Origin of the sequence: Halorubrum rutilum, assembly GCF_042665015.1 — an archaeon.
Lineage (GTDB): Archaea > Halobacteriota > Halobacteria > Halobacteriales > Haloferacaceae > Halorubrum > Halorubrum rutilum.
Map to the genome: position 1 here is coordinate 201,275 of NZ_JBHTBL010000008.1, position 18,567 is coordinate 219,841.

The 18,567-nt window shown below is 73.1% G+C and carries 16 protein-coding genes; 8 read left to right on the forward strand and 8 right to left on the reverse strand.

Annotated features, from left to right (window positions below; translation table 11 throughout):
• Positions 1-355: 355 nt before the first annotated feature.
• The 4 genes from ACFQMF_RS10255 to folP form a co-directional block, all read right to left on the reverse strand.
• Positions 356-916, reverse strand: coding sequence for a hypothetical protein (locus tag ACFQMF_RS10255; protein ID WP_256409148.1), 561 nt, complete (start codon positions 914-916; stop codon positions 356-358).
• Positions 917-1,054: 138 nt separating this feature from the next.
• Complete coding sequence (locus tag ACFQMF_RS10260) at positions 1,055-2,125, reverse strand: NAD(P)/FAD-dependent oxidoreductase (RefSeq protein ID WP_256409149.1); 1,071 nt, start codon at positions 2,123-2,125, stop codon at positions 1,055-1,057.
• 122 nt (positions 2,126-2,247) lie between these two features.
• A complete protein-coding gene (locus ACFQMF_RS10265) occupies positions 2,248-3,699 on the reverse strand; it encodes a DHH family phosphoesterase (protein WP_256409150.1) in 1,452 nt (483 codons plus the stop codon).
• 36 nt (positions 3,700-3,735) lie between these two features.
• The gene (gene folP / locus ACFQMF_RS10270) at positions 3,736-6,468 is read right to left on the reverse strand and encodes a dihydropteroate synthase (RefSeq protein ID WP_256409151.1); all 2,733 of its coding nucleotides are present in this window, start codon (positions 6,466-6,468) and stop codon (positions 3,736-3,738) included.
• Positions 6,469-6,619: 151 nt separating this feature from the next.
• On the opposite strand from folP, the gene ACFQMF_RS10275 reads away from it, so the two are divergent.
• The 3 genes from ACFQMF_RS10275 (at position 6,620) to ACFQMF_RS10285 (ending at position 8,691) form a co-directional block, all read left to right on the forward strand.
• A complete protein-coding gene (locus tag ACFQMF_RS10275) occupies positions 6,620-7,672 on the forward strand; it encodes an ABC transporter ATP-binding protein (RefSeq protein ID WP_256409152.1) in 1,053 nt (350 codons plus the stop codon).
• Positions 7,669-8,424: an ABC transporter permease gene (locus ACFQMF_RS10280; protein WP_256409153.1), complete on the forward strand. Its 756-nt coding sequence runs from the start codon at positions 7,669-7,671 to the stop codon at positions 8,422-8,424. The genes ACFQMF_RS10275 and ACFQMF_RS10280 overlap by 4 nt, the downstream gene beginning before the upstream one ends.
• Positions 8,425-8,541: 117 nt before the next feature.
• Positions 8,542-8,691: a DUF7560 family zinc ribbon protein gene (locus ACFQMF_RS10285; RefSeq protein ID WP_256409154.1), complete on the forward strand. Its 150-nt coding sequence runs from the start codon at positions 8,542-8,544 to the stop codon at positions 8,689-8,691.
• Positions 8,692-8,753: 62 nt separating this feature from the next.
• Here ACFQMF_RS10285 and ACFQMF_RS10290 read toward each other — a convergent pair whose 3' ends face one another.
• From ACFQMF_RS10290 to ACFQMF_RS10300, 3 genes are all read right to left on the reverse strand, one after another.
• Positions 8,754-9,209, reverse strand: a complete 456-nt coding sequence (locus ACFQMF_RS10290) for a pyridoxamine 5'-phosphate oxidase family protein (RefSeq protein WP_256409155.1) — start codon at positions 9,207-9,209, stop codon at positions 8,754-8,756.
• A gap of 130 nt (positions 9,210-9,339) precedes the next feature.
• On the reverse strand, positions 9,340-9,495 hold the full coding sequence (locus tag ACFQMF_RS10295; RefSeq protein WP_256409156.1) for a DUF7560 family zinc ribbon protein: 156 nt from the start codon (positions 9,493-9,495) through the stop codon (positions 9,340-9,342).
• 96 nt (positions 9,496-9,591) lie between these two features.
• Positions 9,592-10,227, reverse strand: coding sequence for a helix-turn-helix domain-containing protein (locus ACFQMF_RS10300; protein ID WP_256409157.1), 636 nt, complete (start codon positions 10,225-10,227; stop codon positions 9,592-9,594).
• Between the two features lie 212 nt (positions 10,228-10,439).
• Between ACFQMF_RS10300 and ACFQMF_RS10305 the strand changes: the two genes are divergently transcribed.
• From ACFQMF_RS10305 to ACFQMF_RS10325, 5 genes are all read left to right on the forward strand, one after another.
• Positions 10,440-10,829: a winged helix-turn-helix domain-containing protein gene (locus ACFQMF_RS10305; RefSeq protein ID WP_256409158.1), complete on the forward strand. Its 390-nt coding sequence runs from the start codon at positions 10,440-10,442 to the stop codon at positions 10,827-10,829.
• Positions 10,830-10,901: 72 nt separating this feature from the next.
• The gene (locus tag ACFQMF_RS10310; protein WP_256409159.1) at positions 10,902-12,731 is read left to right on the forward strand and encodes a PAS domain-containing sensor histidine kinase; all 1,830 of its coding nucleotides are present in this window, start codon (positions 10,902-10,904) and stop codon (positions 12,729-12,731) included.
• 151 nt (positions 12,732-12,882) lie between these two features.
• Complete coding sequence (locus ACFQMF_RS10315; protein ID WP_256409160.1) at positions 12,883-15,060, forward strand: acetate--CoA ligase family protein; 2,178 nt, start codon at positions 12,883-12,885, stop codon at positions 15,058-15,060.
• Positions 15,053-16,114, forward strand: a complete 1,062-nt coding sequence (locus tag ACFQMF_RS10320) for a phosphotransacetylase family protein (protein WP_256409161.1) — start codon at positions 15,053-15,055, stop codon at positions 16,112-16,114. Before ACFQMF_RS10315 ends, ACFQMF_RS10320 begins: the two co-directional genes overlap by 8 nt.
• 95 nt (positions 16,115-16,209) lie before the next feature.
• A complete protein-coding gene (locus tag ACFQMF_RS10325; protein WP_256409162.1) occupies positions 16,210-17,310 on the forward strand; it encodes a cell division protein CdpA domain-containing protein in 1,101 nt (366 codons plus the stop codon).
• A 33-nt stretch (positions 17,311-17,343) separates the two neighbouring features.
• On the opposite strand, the gene ACFQMF_RS10330 is transcribed toward ACFQMF_RS10325, so the two are convergent.
• Positions 17,344-18,471, reverse strand: a complete 1,128-nt coding sequence (locus tag ACFQMF_RS10330; RefSeq protein WP_256409163.1) for a DUF373 family protein — start codon at positions 18,469-18,471, stop codon at positions 17,344-17,346.
• Positions 18,472-18,567 lie beyond the last annotated feature (96 nt).

An 18,567-nucleotide genomic window follows, 5' to 3' on the forward strand; every position in this document is an offset into this window, starting at 1 on the left:
CGCGAGGGACGCGGTGAGTGAGGGGCGACCGCAGGGAGTCCCGAACGAACCGCGAGGCTGGGGAGGCGTGAGGTGCGGTCGCCGTGCTGGGCGGGGCGGGACTCAAAGGGGCAGGGGCGAGGACGAAGCACGGCGCAGTAAGCACCGCAGCGAGGGAGCGAACGAAGTGAGCGACCAAGCGAGGAGCACAGCAAGCCGCGCGAGTTCTCGCGCCTGGGGCTTTGCCGGTGTTCACGGGAGTAATGTCGGTGACGTATCGCCGAACGGCCGGTACTGTGGAGGTAGTCGCCGTCGAGTCAGTATTCGCGTGTCGTCGAGCAGCCGGGGGCGTGTCGGTGTTCGCCGCGACCGCGACTCACTCCGACGAGTTCGTCGAATCGGTCGCGGATTCCGAGGCCGAAACGCTTCCGCTCACGCTCGTCGATCCGCCGAGGAGGGAGGAGTCCGAGTCGCCGCGCAGCGTCGTGACCGTCTCGCCGTCCTGTTTCACGATCAGGGTCCAGGGATCGTCGCCCGCGGGAATCCGCATCGTGCCGTTGTAGCGGACGACGCCCGAACACGACCGGGACGCGTTCCCGGCCTCCTCGATCGGCACGTCGAGGACGTAGGCGGACTCGTTCAGCCGTTCGAACGTCGGATCCCCGACGGCGTACGAGGAACTCGGCAGGGAGACGTTTCGAGCGTACGTTATCTCCGTGTTCTCGGGCCCGGCGGACACCGCGGTCGAACTGTTGGCCGCGAACTCGTCGGGGCAGCGGACCTCGTCGGAATCGAAGTGAAGCAGCGCCGGCTGATCGCTCGCTCCGCCGAAGAGGCTGCCGGGCCCTCCCGACACGGGGCCGGCGAGGGCGACGGCGCTACCGGCCACGAACAACGCGAGCGCGACGACGACGACGGCCAGACTACGTCTGCTCATCACGTTTCGGACGACGGGGGAGACGCGGATAGTACCGCGTATAACTCAAAGAGGGGTTTGCGTCACCGATCGCCTCACGGGCGCAGACGGAACCGCCGGGGCGGTGAACCGAACGCGCCGGAACCGACGAACCGCCTCTCAGTCGTCCGCGGTCGCGGCGTCGACCTCGCCCTCGTACAGCTCGCCGGCGCGCTCGCGCTCGGAGAGGTAGTCGTCGGCGTCGAGCGCGGCCTGCACGCCCATCCCGCTGGCGGTGGCCGCCTGCTGGTAGTGGAAGTCGACCACGTCGCCCGCGCCGAAGAGCCCCTCGACGCCGGTCCGGGTCTGCCCGCCGCCGCGGCCGCCCTCGGTGATCAGGTAGCCGTCGTCGTCGGTCTCGATCCCCGTCCCCTCTAGGAAATCGGTGTTCGGCGTGTGGCCGATGGCGAAGAAGACGGCGCCGACGTCGAAGTCGTACTCGTCGACCTCGTCGGCGGTCGCGGGGTCGTCGAGCTTCTCCTTCGGGTGGCCCTCGGGGTGCTCCACGAGCGTCACGTGGTCAACGCCGTCCTCCGGCGTGCCGTGGATCTCGGTGAGCTCGGTGTTGAGGAGGAGCTCGATCTCGCCGTCGTCGACCTTGTCCATCACGCGCTCGATCCAGACGTCCTCCGCGCGGAACTCCTCGCGGCGGTGGGCGATATAGACGGTGTCCGCGAACTTCGTCAGGAAGTTCGCCTCCTCCATGGCCGCGTCGCCGCCGCCGACGACGAGCATGTCCTCACCGCGGAAGAACGCGCCGTCGCAGGTCGCGCACGTCGAGAGCCCGTACCCCATCAGCTCGTTCTCGCCGGGGACGCCGAGGGTCCGGGCGCTCGCGCCGGAGGCGGCGATCACGGCGTCGGCGGTGTAGACGTCGCCGTTGGTGAGCTCGACGCGGAAGTGGCCCACCGGCTCCTTCGAGACGTCCTCGATGACCCCGTTGCGGGCCTCGGCGCCGAACTTCTCGGCCTGCGCTTTCATGTCGTTGATCAGCTGCGGGCCGGAGATCCCCTCGGGGAAGCCGGGGTAGTTCTCCACGTCGGTGGTCAGCGTGAGCTGGCCGCCCGGCTCGTCGCCCTCGATGAGCAGGGGGTCGTTGTTCGACCGCGCGGCGTAGATCGCGGCGGAGAGCCCCGCGATACCGGTGCCGGCGATGATCAGTCGGCGGTGGTCGACGACGTCGTCGGTCATGTGAGACCGTTCGCCGCCGCGAAGTATGTAGGTTGCGCCATCGGGCGCGGTTGCCGAACGCGAGCCGACGGGCGCGTGACGCGGCCGCGGGGACCCGAGCCGGCGCGTCCCCGCCCCCGCCCTCAGTCGGTCGGGAACTCCGACGCCGCGCCGGTCGGCTGCGTCGGCGCGTCGTCGAGCGCCTCGAAGAAGCGCCCGGAGACGAACGTCTCGACGACCTCCGGCAGCGACTCCGACTCCGACACCTCCTCCAAGATGCCGAGCGGGACCTGCGCGCCGGCCATCGTGGCGTGGCCGCCGGCGGAGCCGACCGGGTCGAGCGCGTCGCGGAGGAGCTCGCCCACGTCGAGGTCCGTGCCGCGCGACCGCGCGGAGCCGTAGATCACCCCGTCCATGTAGCCGTAGACGAACGTGACCGCGACCCCGTCGAGGTCGAGGAGGCGCTCCGCCGCCTGCGCGAGCGTGTCGCGGTCGCTGATCTCGCCGACGCAGGAGGCGACCGTCGACCCCCGCACGTCGCGCCCCTCGATGGCGTTTGCGAGCACCCGGAGCGTCTCCTGGCTCACGCTCGGGCTCTCGACGCGTTCGAGCGTGGACTCGTCGGCGAGCGGCGACAGCGACGCCGCCGCCTCGAAGTCCGGGATCGACGTCGACCGCGTGAAGTCCTTCGTGTCGATCCGGATCCCGTACAGCAGGGCCGTGGCGAGGGGCCGGTCCGGCTCGACGCCGAGTCGAGAGAGGTACTCCTCGATCAGCGTGCTCGTCGCGCCGACGTCCGGCCGGATGTCGACGAACGACCCCGCGACCGGCCCGCGCGGCGGGTGGTGGTCGACCACGACGTCGACCGGGTGTCCCTCGGGGAGGCTGTCGTTGATCCCCGCCCGCGAGTGGTCGACGAGGGCGACGCCGTCGTAGTCGTCGAGGTCGATCCCGTCGAACGTCGACAGCGAGAGGTCGAGGAGGTTCACCATCGCGCGGTTCTCCTGGTGGGCGATCTCGCCGCCGTAACAGGGGTCGGCGGGGACGCCGACGACGTCCGCGACCCGCGCCAGCCCGATCGCGCTCGCGATGGCGTCCGGGTCGGGGTTGTCGTGGGCGACGACGAGGAGGGGGCCGGAGAGCTCGCGGAGCGTCGCGAGCAGCCGGACCGGGAGCTCGTCGGTCCCCCCCTCGTCGCCGTCGGCGCCGATCGCCTCGCAGACGCGGGTGACGAGCGCCTCGACCGGGTCGACGACGCGGTCGGCGGCCGCCTCCAGCGCCGACCGCTCGGCCGCGGTCGGACTCGTCCCGACGTGCGCCACGATCATCGCGTCGGGGTAGCGCTCCCGCGCGGCCTCCGCGGCGGCGACGTTGCGCGCGGGGTCGTCGCTCGCGACCAGCACGACCGCGGCGCGGTCGGGGTACGCCGACGGGTCGGTGGGGTCGGCCTCGACGGTGGCGACGTTGCGGTCGCGGAGCGTCGACGCCCACCCGGTGTCGTCGGTGATCGCGATCAGCTCGCCGCGCTCTCCGCGGCTGCGCTCGACGAGCGTGTTCCCGACCGCGCTACAGCCGAGCAGCAGACGCCGGGCCATACGGGCGCGACGCGACCCGAGAGGAAAACGCTGCCGTCATTCGTCGGGGACGTCGTCGCCCTCCGGAGGGCCGCCGTCGAGAGCGTCGCCCTCCGGAGGCCCGCCGTCGGGAGCGTCGCCCTCCCGCAGCGCCCCGTTCACCGCGGCGGCCACGTCGACCGCGGCGCGGTTCTCCGCCACGTCGTGGACGCGCACGAGGTCGGCGCCGCGGTCGGCGGCGAGCGCGGTGGCGGCGACGGTGGCGTGCTCGCGGTCGTCCGGGTCGCGACCGACGGCGCCGAACATCGACTTGTGCGAGTGCCCGATCAGCACCGGGCAGTCGAGCGCGGCGAACTCCCCGACGCGGTCGACCAGCTCGAACGCCTCGGCCGCCGACTTCCCGAAGCCGAGCCCGGGGTCGACGATCACCTTGTCCCGGTCGATCCCGGCCGTGTCGGCGAGCGCCAGCCGCTCGCGGAGCGACGCGATCACGTCGCCGACCGCGTCGTCGTACTCGGGGTCGTTCGTCGGGTCGACCGGCGCGTCGAGGCTGTGCATCACGACGACGGGGCAGTCCGCCTCGGCGACGACCTCGCGCATCGCCGGGTCCTCCAGCCCGGTCACGTCGTTGATGACGTCGGCGCCGGCCTCCAGCGCCGCCGCCGCGACCTCGGCCTTCCGCGTGTCGACCGAGACCAGCACGTCGCCGTCGGCGACCGCCGGCACCGACCGCACCGCCTCGACCGTCGGGACGACGCGGTCGATCTCCTCGTCGACGGGGACCGGCTCCGCGCCCGGCCGGGTCGACTCGCCGCCGACGTCGACGACGTCGACCCCGGCCTCGACCATGCGCTCGGCGCCGGCGACCGCGTCTTCGAGGGCCTCGTGGCGCCCGCCGTCGTGGAAGGAGTCCGGCGTGACGTTGAGCACGCCCATCACCGCGGTGCCGTCGGACCAGGGGTAGTCGGGGGCGGCGTCCGACCCCTCCTCGGCGTCCGATCGGTCCCCGTCGAGCCCGAGTCGCCCCGCGAGGTCGGTCGCGACGCCCGCGAGCCCCTCGCCCTCCCGGTCGCGCAGGCGGTCGAGCAGCCCGCGGTACTCCGCGACGGTCGCGCCGAGCGTGACCGGGACCTGCTCGCCGCCGGGGACGCGGCCCTCGCCGGCGCCGAGCCCGCCGATCGCGGCGTCGCCGCCGACCTCGCGGACCGCGGCCGCGAGGCGCTCGGCGTGGTCGCCGCGCAGCCGGAGCGTGAGGACGCGGTGGTCGAGCCCGTCGGCGCGGGCCGCGGCCGCGTCGGGCGGGACTCCGGCCGCGTCGAGCGCGCGGCGGGCGTCGGTGTTCCGACTCCCTCCGCCGCGGTCGCCCTCGCCCCGTCCGCCCGCCCCGCCGACCGACCGCGGCGTCACGGTCCGGAGCCGGGCGGCGCGCGCCTCGGCGACCGCGAACAGCGAGCCGACGAGCAGCACGCAGTCGTCCGGGTCGGCGCGGGCGACCGCGCGGTCCAGCGCGGCGGCCACGTCGCCGCCGACGGTCACCTCGTCGACGCCGGCGCCGCGGAGCGCGGCCGCGAGCACCTCGGGGTCCTCCGCGCGGTCGAGCGCCGGCCGGCAGGTGACCGCCGAAGCGGCGTCGGGGAGCGCGCTCGCGGCGCCCGCGTGGTCCTTGTCGTGCATCGCCGCGTACACGAGGTGGAGGTCGTCGTAGTCGTACTCGTCGAGCGTCCCGGCGAGCGTCCGGCAGGCGGCCGGGTTGTGCGCGCCGTCGAGCACGGTCAGCGGCGCCGTCTCGACCACCTCGAACCGGCCGGGCCACGTCGCCCGCGCGAGCCCGTCGCGGACGGCCGACTCCGGGATGGGGTCCGAGGCGCCGTCTTCCGCGTCCGCCACCGCGGCCGCGGTCCGTCGGGCCAGCGCGACGGCGACCCCCGCGTTCGTCGCCTGGTGGTCGCCGACGAGCGGGATCCGGTAGGTCCCCGCGACCTCGCCCGCGAGCGTCGCCTCGGCGTCGGTGGGGCTCACGCGCCCGTCGTAGGCGACGGAGAGGGTCGGATCCGGGTCGGGACCGTCGCCGCCGTCGGCGTCCGTGCCGTCGACGTCCGTGCCGTCGGCGTCCCGGTCCGAGCCCGCCCCCACCACCGTCGCGACCGGCGCGCCCGCCTCGCCGGCGACCTCGCGGACGACGCCGAGCGCCTCGCCCTCGCAGGCCGTCACGAGGGGGGCGCCCGGCTCGGCGATCCGGGCCTTCGTGCGGGCGATCTCGGCGATCGTGTCGCCGAGGACGTCGGTGTGTTCGAGCGAGACGTTCGTCACGGCGGTCGCGACCGGGTCGACCGCGCTGGTCGCGTCGTACTCGCCGCCGAGCCCGACCTCCAGTACCGCGACGTCGACGTCGCGGCGCGCGAAGTCGCGGATCGCCATCGCCGTGACGACCTCGAAGAAGGTGAGCGGCTCGCCGGCGGCGGCGCGCTCGACGAGCCACGGCTTCGCCTCGGCCACGAAGTCGGCGACCGCGTCCTCGGTGATCGGGAGCCCGTCGACGCGGACGCGCTCGGCGAGCGCGGAGAGGTGCGGCGAGGTGTAGAGGCCGACCGAGAGCCCGGCCTCGCGCAGGATCGACTCGGTCATGCGCGCCGCGCTCCCCTTCCCGTTCGAGCCGGCCACCTGCACGAACGGCACGTCGTCCTCGGGGTTGCCGAGCCGGTCGAGCAGCGCCGCGATCCGCTCGGTCCCGGGCTTGACCGAGAAGCGGCGGAGGTCGAAGAGGAACGCCGCCGCCTCGTGGTAGTCCATGTCCCTGGGTCGGCGCCGCGTCGCTTAGGCGTAACGGACCCGAGCGAGCTGGGACGGCACCGCCGACGCGAGGACCGGCGGTCGCCGACCGTCCGCGGGGAGCCGGCCGCGAAGAGCAACCCTTACGCGCGCGGCACCCCGACTCGGTCGCATGAACGAGACAGCGGCCGCGTCGGCCGCCGGGGGAGGTGCGGCGGGGGACGACGCCGCCGGCGACCCGGTCCTCGTCGGCGAGGACGTCCGGCGGTCGTACGGCGACGTCGTCGCGCTCGACGGGGTCGACCTCCGCGTCGAGGCCGGCGAGGTGTTCGGGCTCATCGGCCCCAACGGCGCCGGCAAGACCACGCTCGTCCGCGCGCTGACGGGGACGACCGACGCCGAGGGCGACCTGCGCGTGTTCGGCGCCCCGCCCGACGCGGTCGACCCGCAGCGGATCGGGCTGCTCCCGCAGTCGTTCGACCCGCCGGAGCGCCTCACGGCGACCGAGCTCGTCGAGTACTACGGCGGCCTCTACGACGACGCCCGCGACGTCGAGTCGGTCCTGCGGGACGTGGGGATGGCCGGCGACGCCGACGCGTGGTACGAGACGCTCTCGGGCGGGCAGCGGCGCCGGACCTGCGTCGCGACCGCCGTCGTCAACGACCCGGACCTCCTCTTCCTCGACGAGCCGACCACGGGGATCGACCCCGCCGGCCGCCGGTCGATCCACCGCCTGATCGAGCGGCTCGCCGACGGCGGCACGACCGTCTTCCTCACGAGCCACGCGATGGACGAGGTCGAGCGGCTCGCCGACCGCGTCGCCCTCCTCCGGGACGGCGCGGTCGTCGCCGTCGGGCCGCCCGACGAGCTGATCGCCGAGCACGGCGGGGCGCCCCGACTTGACGTGACCCTCGACGGGCCCGCGGGCGAGGCGGTCGCCGGGCGCGTCGGCGAGCGCGCCGCGGCGGCGCTCGCGGGCGGCGCGGGCGACGGTTCGAACGACGTCGCCGTCGAGTCGACCCGCGACGGACTGCGGATCCGCGGCGTTCGACCCGAAGCGATCGGCGACGCGGTCGACGCCCTCGACGCGGCCGGGGTCGCCTTCGAGTCGATCGCGTGGTCCGAACCGTCGCTGGAGGACGTCTACCTGCGGCTCACCGGCGAGGAGTACTCGCCGCGCGAGGAGGTCCTCGACGGGGTGCCCCGAGACGGAGGCGACCGATGACCCGCGTGGGCCGGGTCCGCACCGAGGCGACCGCGGCGGCGCGGTCGTTCCTCCGCCGGCGGACGGCGGTGTTCTTCACGTTCTTTTTCCCCGTGATCCTCGTCGTCATCTTCGGCGCCTTAGTCCGCACCCAGCCGACCGGCGGGGGGCTGTTCGCGGAGCCGGCCGGCTACTACATCCCCGGCTACCTCGCGGTCGTCGTCCTCTTCACCCCCCTCTCGCGGGTCGGCTCCGAGATCGCCCGCCACCGCGACGGCGGCCGGTTCGAGAAGCTGGCGACGACCCCGCTCTCGCGGGCGGAGTGGCTGCTCGCGCACACCCTCGTCAACGTCGCGATCATCGGGGCGGCGAGCCTCCTGATCTTCGGGCTCGTGCTCGCGGTGACCGACGCCGAGCCGGTCGTCTCGCCCGCGCTCGCCGTCCTCCCCGTCTTCGTCGCCGTCGGCGTCGCGCTGTTCTGCGGGCTCGGGGCGGTGCTCGGCGCGCTCACCGACTCGCAGGACGGCGTGATCGCCGCGAGCAACACGGTCGCGCTCCCCCTCCTCTTCCTCTCGGAGACGTTCGTCTCTCCCGACCTGCTGCCGGGGTGGTTCCGGCCGGCCGTCGCCGCGTCGCCGCTGACGTACTTCGCGCGCGGGACGCGGGCGATCGTCCACGAGCCCGGGGCGTGGGTCGGCGACCTCGCCGCCCTCTCCGCCCTCGCCGTCGCGTTCCTCGCGGTCGGCGCGTACGCGGTCCCGCGGACGGATTAGGCGGAGGGCCGGCGGCCCGGCGTGGAGCGGGGAGCCGGCCGCTCGGCGCGGCGCCGCCCCGAAGCCGGTCATTTATACGGTCCGCCGCCGTCTCGGAGAGACGAGAGAGGGCCACCGTTGACGACCGTTCACTTCACCTGTTCCGACTGCGCGCAGACCATCGAGGTCAACGAGGAGATGCGGGAGACGATCCTCGCGGCCGGCTGTCCGGTGTGTACGACCGGCGCCAGCGAGGACGACTTCTCCGACGACCCCGACGACGGGTAGGCTCCCGCCCGGACGCGGTGCCCGCGCGGTCGGACCTCGGGGGGCGGAGCGTCGGCGGCCCCTCACTCCTCGTCGCGGTCGACGACGATCCGTCGGCCGGTGAGTCGCTCGGGGACGAACCGGTAGAGGTCGATGTCGAGGTCGGACTTCCCGTCGGCCCAGATCTCGAAGAGCGGGCGGCGGGTCTCGCCGTACTGCGCGATCGTCTCGGGCGTGAGCTCGTCGAGGTCGACGCGCCGGAGCACGCCGACGCCGACGACGCTCCCGTACTCGTCGCCGTCCTCCTCGTACACGACGATCCGCGCCTTCGGCTCGGAGGCGAGGAACTCGCGCTTCTCGCTGTCGGGCGTCGACACCAGCCGGAGGAAGGCGTCGCGGGACTCCTCGTCGAATCCGTAGGAGATCGGGATCGCGTACGGCGTCTCGTCGCGCGCGAGCGAGAGCACGCCGGTCTCGTGACGCGAGAGGAACGCGTCGACCTCCGCGTCGGTCATCTCGACCTCGCCGTTCGTCGCCATACGCGAAGGTCGGCGTACGCCGGGATAAAGGGCACGAGACGGATCGGGGGTGTGAGGACGCGAGCGGGAGTACCGGGACGCGAGCGGGGGGTGCGACGACGCGAGCGGGAACGACGAGGGGCGGGCGGTCCTACGCACTCTGCGGATCGGCGATGTCGCCCTCGGTGACGGGCTCGCCGCAGACGACGCAGCCCACGTCGAGCAGGGTCGCCCGCATGGCGTCGTCCACCTCGATCGACCGACGACACTCCGGGCAGACGAACGTGTGGGTCCGTGGGGTCGTCATGGATGCGCGTACGACGCGGACGCTCATGAAGGATGGATCGGATTCCAGAGGGTTCGGAATACGGTCGACCGACGGCGCGGGGCGGTCCCCGGCCGCTCAGTCGATCAGCGTCGAGAGCAGCTTCCGCTGCGCGGCGGCGATGTGCTCCGAGAACGTCGAGCGGTCGATGCCGAGCGAGTCGGCGACCTCGCCGGCGTTGGCCCCCTTCGGGTGGTCGAAGTAGCCGGCGTCGTAGGCGGTCGCGAGCACCTCGCGCTGGCGCTCGGTGAGGTCGCTCCGGTCGACGGTGACGAGGTCCGACTCCTCCGGCGTCGACGACGACTGGAGGAGCCGCAACACCTCCATGTCCGGGGTCGACTCCCGGAACGCGTCGAGGACCGACCGGAGCGTCGGGAGGTCGGTCGCGTGGAACGTGACGAGGAGCCGCCCGTCCCGGACGGTCGTCTCCGATGCGGGGAGCCCGTGGCGGTCGAGCACCGCGAACGGCGACGCCTCGTCGGGGTCGGTCTCGAACCGGTAGGCGGCCTTTGCGCCGTAGTCGAAGACGACGTCGACGCCCTCGGGCACCGACAGGTCGGCGTCGGCGACGAACTCGAAGACGACCGTCCCCGCGGCCCCGTCCGGAGCGGTCCGCGCGACGCTGTATATCGGCGTCGAGCCGTCGGCGATCCCGTCGAACGGCGACGGCGTCCCCGCCGGGAGCGAGACCTCCGCCCTGATTCCGGATCCCATCTGCGTCCGTCCGTGACCGCCCCCGGGCAAAACGTTGACGCCGCGGAAGCGGTGGCGGCGCGGAGCCGCCCGCGGCCGCGTCGGCCGGTCCGACGCCCGCCGCGGGAAGGAGGCGAGAGGCGGTCGAAGGCGACCGGGTTCGGCGCGTCCTTATAAAACACCCCTCATATGCAGGGGCGGTGTTGGGGTGGGTGGAACCGGTACGTACATCCATGAAGCGACAGGCCTCGTACGCGACCGGACCGACGACGGCGACCGAGGGCGACGAGACGCTGGACGCCACCTTCGACGTCCTCGCGGACCCGGACTGCCGAGCGATCCTCGGCGCCGCCGACACGCCGATGACGACGAGCGAGCTGGCCGACGCGTGCGACATCGCGCTCTCGACGGCATACCGGAAGGTCGAGCGCCTGAGCGAGACGCCGCTCCTCGTCGAGGGCGTCCGCTTCGACCCCGAGGGCGACCACGCCGCCGAGTACACCCGCGGCGCCACCGACGCGGCGATCGAACTCGGGGACGACGGTGTCACGCTGACCGTCGAGGACGGGGGCGTCGACTCGCTCACCGCGGCCGTCGAGACGACCGGGGTCTCGGCCGACTGAGCCCGGACCGATTTTTTCGTCTGCGATAATCGGGGAGTCAGCCTTATCTATCGCTCAGCGAACCGGTTCCGTATGCGCGACGGGCCGGACCCCGAGACCCTCCTGGACCTCGCTCAGGACAAGGTCGTGGTCCTCGACGAGGAAGGGGTGTACCGGCACCTGAACGCGGCCACCGCCGACGTGATCGGGTTCGACCCTGAGGAGCTCGTCGGCACGGACGCGTTCGAGCTCGTCCACCCCGAGGACGAGGCCCGTCTCCGGGAGACGTTCGCGGCGATCGTCGCCGGCGAGGCCGAGCCGGACGGACCCTTCGAATACCGCTACGCGACCGCCGACGGCGGGTGGGTGTGGCTCCGGACCAGGGTGCACACGCCCGACTCCACCGGGGTCGACGGCTACGTGTTGACCTCCCGCGACGTGACCCGCGAGGTGGAGTCGCGGCGTCGGTTGGAGACGATCGCCTCGGTGTCGCCGGACGTGTTCTGGATGTTCACCCCGGACTGGTCCGAGCTGCTGTTCGTCAACGACGCCGTCGAGCGGGTGTTCGACGTCCCCGCGGAGCGGCTCGAACGCGAGCCGCGGGTCTTCCTCGACTCGATCCACCCCGAGGACCGACCGTACGTAGAGCGAGCGATGCAGCGGCTCTCCGCCGGCGAGTCGACGCTGATCGACTACCGGCTCGGGACGCCCGACGGGGCCACCCGATGGGTTCGAGTGCCCGGCGAGCCGGTCGTGGAGGGTGACGAGGTCGTCGCCGTCACGGGCTTCGCGCGCGACGTCACGGACGAGTACCGCCGCGACCGCCAGCTCACCGTGATGGACAACCTGCTCCGGCACACGATCCGGAACGACATGAACATCGTCGACGGCACCGCGGAGCGGATCGTCGAGCGCGTGGCCGCCGCGGACGCGCTCGATCCGGAGGCCCGGGAGGGAGCCGAGACGACGGAGGGAACGGGGCCGGAGGAGACGGGGTCGGGGGAAACGGGGACGGCGGAGGAAACGGCGACAGGGGGAACGGACGGGTCGGCGGGGGCCGACCCCGACGAGCTGGCCGAGCTCGGCGCGGACGTCGCCGAGCACGCCGAGACGATCCGCCGCGTCGCCGCCGACCTCTTGGCGACCGCCGAGAAGCAGCGCGGCGTCATCGACCTGCTCCGCCAGCGCGGGTCGCCCCGGTCGGTGGAGATCGCGCCCGTCGTCGAGGAGGCGATCGACATGGTCGTCGACGACTGCGAGGGCCGCGACGAGATCGACGTCAGCTACCGCGAACCGGCCCCCGACGAGGCGGTCGGAGACGGAGCGCACGACTTCGAGTCGACCGCCGACGGGTCGCGGAACCGCGGCTCGGACGCCGACGGATCGCGGGGATCGGACTCGGACGCCGACGGCGGGGACGTCGCGACCGTCTCCGTCTCGTACCCGCGGGACGTGGAGGCGTTCACGCACCCGGAACTGGACTACGCGATCGCCGAGCTCGTCGAGAACGCCATCGAGCACGCGGAGTCGGCGCCGCGCGTCCGGATAGACGTGACGGAGGCGGACGAGAGCGTCGAGATCGCGATCCGGGACAACTGCCCGCCCATCCCGACGGAGGAGCGGTACGTCATCACCGACCGGTGGGAGATGGACGACCTGCGCCACACCGGGGGGATGGGCCTGTGGCTCGTCTACTGGGTCGCGAACCGGTCTGGCGGCGACCTCTCCTTCGACACCCATCCGGACGGGAACGTCGTGACGCTCAGCGTCCCGAGCGCCGGGCGGGAGACGGAGGAGGCCCCGGCCGCGTCGACGCTCCCCGACCGACCGCGGACGACGGCGGACCGCGCGAACCGCGGGGCGGACGCCGAGAGGGGCGGCGAGGTCGGCCCGGAACCGGGAGGCGGTGCGGGAACCGATTGAGGGTGCGGGGCGGTTCAGACGGGTGACCCGTCGACGGCCCGAACGGCCCGCCGCCGACCCGGGCGGTTCCCGATCGGTCGTTCGTGATTGACTCGGCTACCGAACGGGCTCCCACGGATCTTAAGCCGCCGGTTCGCGTAGCTCCACGCTGATGGGTACGCTCAACGAGCTGTTCGACCCGGATCGGGTCGCCGTCGTCGGCGCGACCGCGCGCGAGGGGGCCGTCGGCCGCGCGGTCACGTCGAACCTGCTCGACGACTTCGACGGCGACACCGTTCCCGTCAACCCGAACTACGACGAGGTGCTCGGGACGCCCTGCGTCGACGAGGTGGGCGACGCCGACGCCGACGTCGCCGTGGTCGTCGTGCCGCCCTCGATCGTGTTGGACGCGATCGAGGCGTGCGGCGCGGCCGGCGTCCGGAACGTCGTCGTGATCACCGCCGGGTTCGGCGAGACGGGGGAGGACGGGGCGGCGCGGGAGCGGCGCCTCGCCGAGATAGCCGACGAGCACGACCTCGACCTCGTCGGCCCCAACAGCCTGGGGATCATGTCGACGCCCTCGGGCATGAACGCGACGTTCGGGCCGGAGAACGCGCTCCCCGGCGGGCTCTCCTTCATGAGCCAGTCGGGCGCGTTCGTCACCGCGGTCCTCGACTGGGCCAACGACAACGGGATCGGGTTCAAGGACGTCGTCTCGCTCGGCAACAAGGCCGTCCTCGACGAGACGGACTTCGTCGACCACTGGGGCGACGACGAGGAGACCGACGTGATCATCGGCTACCTGGAGGGGATCGAGGACGGCCGCGAGTTCATCGAGACCGCCCGCGAGACGACCCGGGACACGCCGATCGTCGCGGTGAAGTCCGGCCGGACGAGCGCCGGCGCGCAGGCCGCCTCCTCGCACACCGGCACGCTCGCGGGCTCCGACAAGGCGTACGAGGCCGGGCTCGACCAGGCCGGCGTCATCCGCGCCGAGTCGGTCGACGAGCTGTTCGACTCGGCGGGCATCCTCGGGAGCCAGCCGCTCCCCGACACCGACAGCGTCGCGATCGTCACCAACGCCGGCGGCCCGGGCGTGATGGCGACCGACGCGGTCGGCGACGCCGACCTCGACATGGCGTCGTTCACCCGGGAGACGACCGATCGGCTCGCCGACGCGATGCCCGAGGAGGCGAACATCCACAACCCGGTCGACGTGATCGGCGACGCCGACGTGGAGCGGTTCCGCGAGGCGCTGGAGATCACGGTCGCCGACGACGACGTCGGGGCCGCGCTCGTGTTGGCCGCCCCCACCGCCACCATCGACTTCGACGAGCTGGCGGGCGCGATCACCGACGTGAGCGACGAGATGGACGCGCCCGTCGCCGCCTGCCTGATGGGCGGCGACCGCACCCGCGAGCCGAAACAGCGGCTGCAGGCGAAGGGGATCCCCTGTTACTTCGACCCCGCCCGCGGGATCGAGAGCCTCGCGACGCTCGCGCGGTACCGTGACATCAGGGAGCGGGAGTACGCGCCCCCGATGTCGTTCGACGTCGACCGCGAGCGCGCCCGCGAGATCCTGGGAGCGGTGCGCGACCGCGACGACAACCGCCTCGGCGTCGAGGCGATGGAGCTGCTCGACGCGTACGGCATCCCCACGCCCGACGGCGAGATCGTCGACACCCCCGAGCGCGCCGCCGAGGTCGCTTCCGGGATCGACGGCGACGTGGTGATGAAGATCGTCTCGCCGGACATCCTTCACAAGAGCGACATCGGCGGCGTCGCCGTCGGCGTCGCCGACGCGGACGTGGCCGACACCTACGAGGACCTGATCACCCGGGCGCGCAACTACCAGCCGGACGCGACCGTGCTCGGCGTGCAGGTGCAGGAGATGGTCGACCTGGAGGACGGCGTCGAGACGATCGTCGGGATGAACCGCGACCCGCAGTTCGGCCCGCTGCTGATGTTCGGGCTCGGCGGCATCTTCGTGGAGGTGATGGAGGACACCACCTTCCGCGTCGCGCCCGTCTCGGAGCCCGAGGCGCGCGAGATGACCGAGGAGATCCAGTCGGCGCCGCTGCTGCGCGGCGCCCGCGGCCGCGATCCGGTCGACGTCGACGCCGTGGTCGAGACGATCGGCCGGCTCTCCCAGCTGGTCACCGACTTCCCCGCAATCTTAGAACTCGACATCAACCCGCTCGTCGCACTGCCCGACGCCGACGGCGGCGCGAACGCCGCCGCCGTCGACGTGAGACTCACCGTCGACCCGGAGGCGCTCGACCCGGAGGCGCTCGACCCGGTCGACGCCGACCCCGAAGTCACCGACTCGGAGGAACCCACCAATGACTGACACACCCACCACACTCGTCACCGCGACCGGAGAAGGCGCCGGAAAGACAGCGATCGCCGTCGCGCTCGCGCGGCTCGCCGCCGACCGCGACCGCAGCGTCGGCTACATGAAACCGAAGGGGACGCGGCTCCAGTCGAACGTCGGCAAGACGCTCGACCAGGACCCCATGCTCGCCCGCGAGGTGCTCGGTCTCGACTCCGAGATGCACCAGATGGAGCCCGTCGTCTACTCGCCGACGTTCGTCGAGGGCGCGATCCGCGGCACCGAGGACGCCGATGCCCTCAGCGACCGGATCCGCGAGGAGTACGAGGAGCTCGCGGCCGACCGCGACCGCATGTTCGTCGAGGGGGGCGGCAGCTGGACCACCGGCGGCGTCGTCGACCTCACCGACGTCGACGTCGCGGAGCTGCTCGACGCGCGGGTCGTGCTCGTCGCCGAGTACGGCTCGCCGAACGACCTCGACGACGTGCTCGCGGCCGCCGACGCCTTCGGCGACCGCCTCGCCGGCGTCGTGTTCAACAAGGTCTCCGACGACGCGTTCGACTCGCTCGGCCAGGACGGGATCCCGTTCCTCGAGTCGCGCGGGATCACCGTCTTCGGCGCGATCCCCCACGAGAAGGAGCTCGCGGGCGTCACCGTCGGCGAGCTGGCCGACGAACTCGGCGCCGAGCTGCTCACCGACGCGCCGACGGACGGCTTCGTCGAGCGCTTCCTCGTCGGGGCGATGGGCGGCGACGAGGCGCTGCGGTACTTCCGACGCGCCCGCGACGCCGCCGTCATCACCGGCGGCGACCGCGCGGACGTCCAGACCGCGGCGCTCGACGCCTCCGGCGTCGCCTGTCTCGTCCTGACCGGCGGCCACCGCCCCTCCGGCGCGGTGCTCGGGAAGGCCGCGGACGCCGGCAAGCCCGTCCTCGCCGTGAACACGGACACCGTCACCGCGATCGACCGCGCCGAGGGGATCGTCCGCAGCGGGCGGACCCGGGACGCGCGCACCGTGGACCGGATGGCGGAGCTGCTCGACGCGCACGTCGACGTCGACGCGTTGCTGTAGGCTCTCGGTCGCCGCCGCCCCGCGACGCCCGCCTCGTCCCCCGCGCGGGGGAACGTCTGACGTACTGTTTTCACGGAGGACGACGTAGGCCGCGTATGACCAGTCTCTCGGAGGCGTACGGTGGACGGGGGGGCTCCGAGGTCGACCCGCGCCGGCTGTACCTCGGCGTGGGCTCGTTCGTCGCCGGAACCCTACTGCTCGTCGCCGGGCTGTTCGTGGCCGCGGAGGTCGTGCTCCCGAGCGGCTACGGCTCCGCCGAGGCGCGGCGGCTCGGCGGCGTGCTCGGCGGCGTGGGCGTCCCATTGGTGTTGCTCGGCGTGATGACCGTCCTGCCGGCGGATCGAAGCACGCGCGTCGCCGCGGTCGTCGGGGCGAGCGTGATGTGCCTCGGCGTCGCGCTGTTCGCGTACGCGTACCCCTACCACTGGGTGAGCGGGCCGCGCCCGGAGCTGACCGACCTCACGCTGCCGACCGCGGGGCTGTACTTCGTCGGCGCCGCGACGACGCTGTGGAGCGTCTTCATCGGCGTCGCCAACTTCAAGACGCGGAACGACCCCGGCGGCACCGTCACGATGGAGGTGACCCACAAGGGCGAGACGAAGGTCATCGAGGTCGGCCGCAACCAGCTCGACGGGGCCGGCGGCGTCGGGCTCCTCGGCGGGACCCCCGACGGCGACGTGGAGACGCAGACGAACCGGCCGGACCGCGCCGGTGGGAGCGACGGGTCGACCGGCGACGGGCCGCGGTCCAGGAGCCGACCGTCGGTCGGGGAGGAGTCGCCGGCCGGCGGCGGATCGCCGACCCGGAACGGATCGGCGACCGGGACGGGGCCGACGACCGGTTCCGGAGGCGGCCTCGGCGCGGGGCGCTCGGACGCCCTCTCCGGCGGTCGAGGCGGCGGCTCCGCCGGCGTGAGCGACGGCGGCGAGTCCGGCACGGACATCCGGTCGCCCCTCGACGACGCGGGGTCGGCGGGACCGAACGGACCCGCGGGGCCGGGCGAGGACGGACGAAGCGGGGCGGACATCTCCCCCGGCGTCGACGCCGCCGCGCGCGACGGTCCCGGCGACACGTACTGCGGGAACTGCACGCACTTCGACTACGTCCGGACCGATCAGGGGATGCAGCCGTACTGCGGGCACCACGATGAGCTGATGGACGACATGGACGCCTGCGAGGAGTGGACGCCGCGGTAGCTCTCAGGGGCGCTTTCCGAACCGGCACGCCGCCTACCCGCTCTTCCGCTCGCCGACGCCGGCCGCCGACGGGAGCTGCGACTCCGCGACGGCGAACGCGAGCGTGCTCAGCACGGCCGTGAGCGTCCCGGCCGCGAGCGCCATCGCGAGGTCCGGGAGCCCGAGCGACGTGACGCCCGGCGCGTCCGGCAGGAAGAACCCGGAGACGGCGTACAGCACGACGGCGATGGAGAGCACGTAGAAGGGGGCGTTGAGGTACCGCCACCGGAAGCGTCCGCCGAGGTACTCGTCGGTGATCTGTCCGAGGCTGGAGGTGACCCCGGCGACCGCGAGCCACTGGACGAAGCCGTGGACGAACGCCGCGAGGGTCACGCCGGCCGTGATCGACCCGCCGCGGACCGCGCTGACGGCCTCGACCGTCTCCGTCCCCTGGACGCCGCCGACGACGATCAGCGCGAGCGCGACGACGTAGGTGACGAGCGTCACCCGCCCCGTGTAGAGGACGTTCCGCACGGTCGAGGCCGCGCCGTCGACGGTCTCCTCCAGCCCGAGGCCGCGGAACAGCGAGTAGAGCCCGACGAGCCCGGAGAGGATCCCGAGGACGGCCGCGCCGGCGACGTCGAAGAGGTTCGCGACGACGACCAGGGGGTAGATGAGCAGGAGGACGCCGAGCGGGACCAGAATGGTGCCGCGGGTCTCCGGGTCCGCCAGCACCTGCTTGATCGTGTAGTAGAGCGACTCCAAGTCCTGCGCCTGCCGGACGACGACGCGGCGCATCCCGTCGATCGGCATCCGGGAGCGGATCACCGGGAGGACGGACTCGTCCTGCGCGCCGTCGGTGATCACGACCGCGGAGACCTCCTCGCCGGTCGACAGCTCGGCGAGGACGCGGTCGACCTCCTTGCCGACCGCGCGGTTCGCCTTCACGTCGGCGCCGTCCACGCCGGTGACGGCGGCGACCTCGACCGCCTCGCCGCCGGCCGCCAGCTCGTCGTGGACGTTCACGCCCTGGAAGAGGACGTTCACGTCCGAGTCCTCCGGGTCGGCCGTCGCGAGCGCGACGGCGGCCTCGGTGACGTCGTCGGCGCCGATCACCGGGGTCGGGATCCCGGTCTTGCGGCCGAGGTCGTCGTCGAGGTCGACGCAGAGGACCAACAGCATTACGCGACGCTATGCGAGGGGCCGACATATGTTTTCGGCTCGCGTCGGCGACTTGACGGCTCGCGGGGCGCGGCTCTCGCGCGTTCGGTCGCGTGT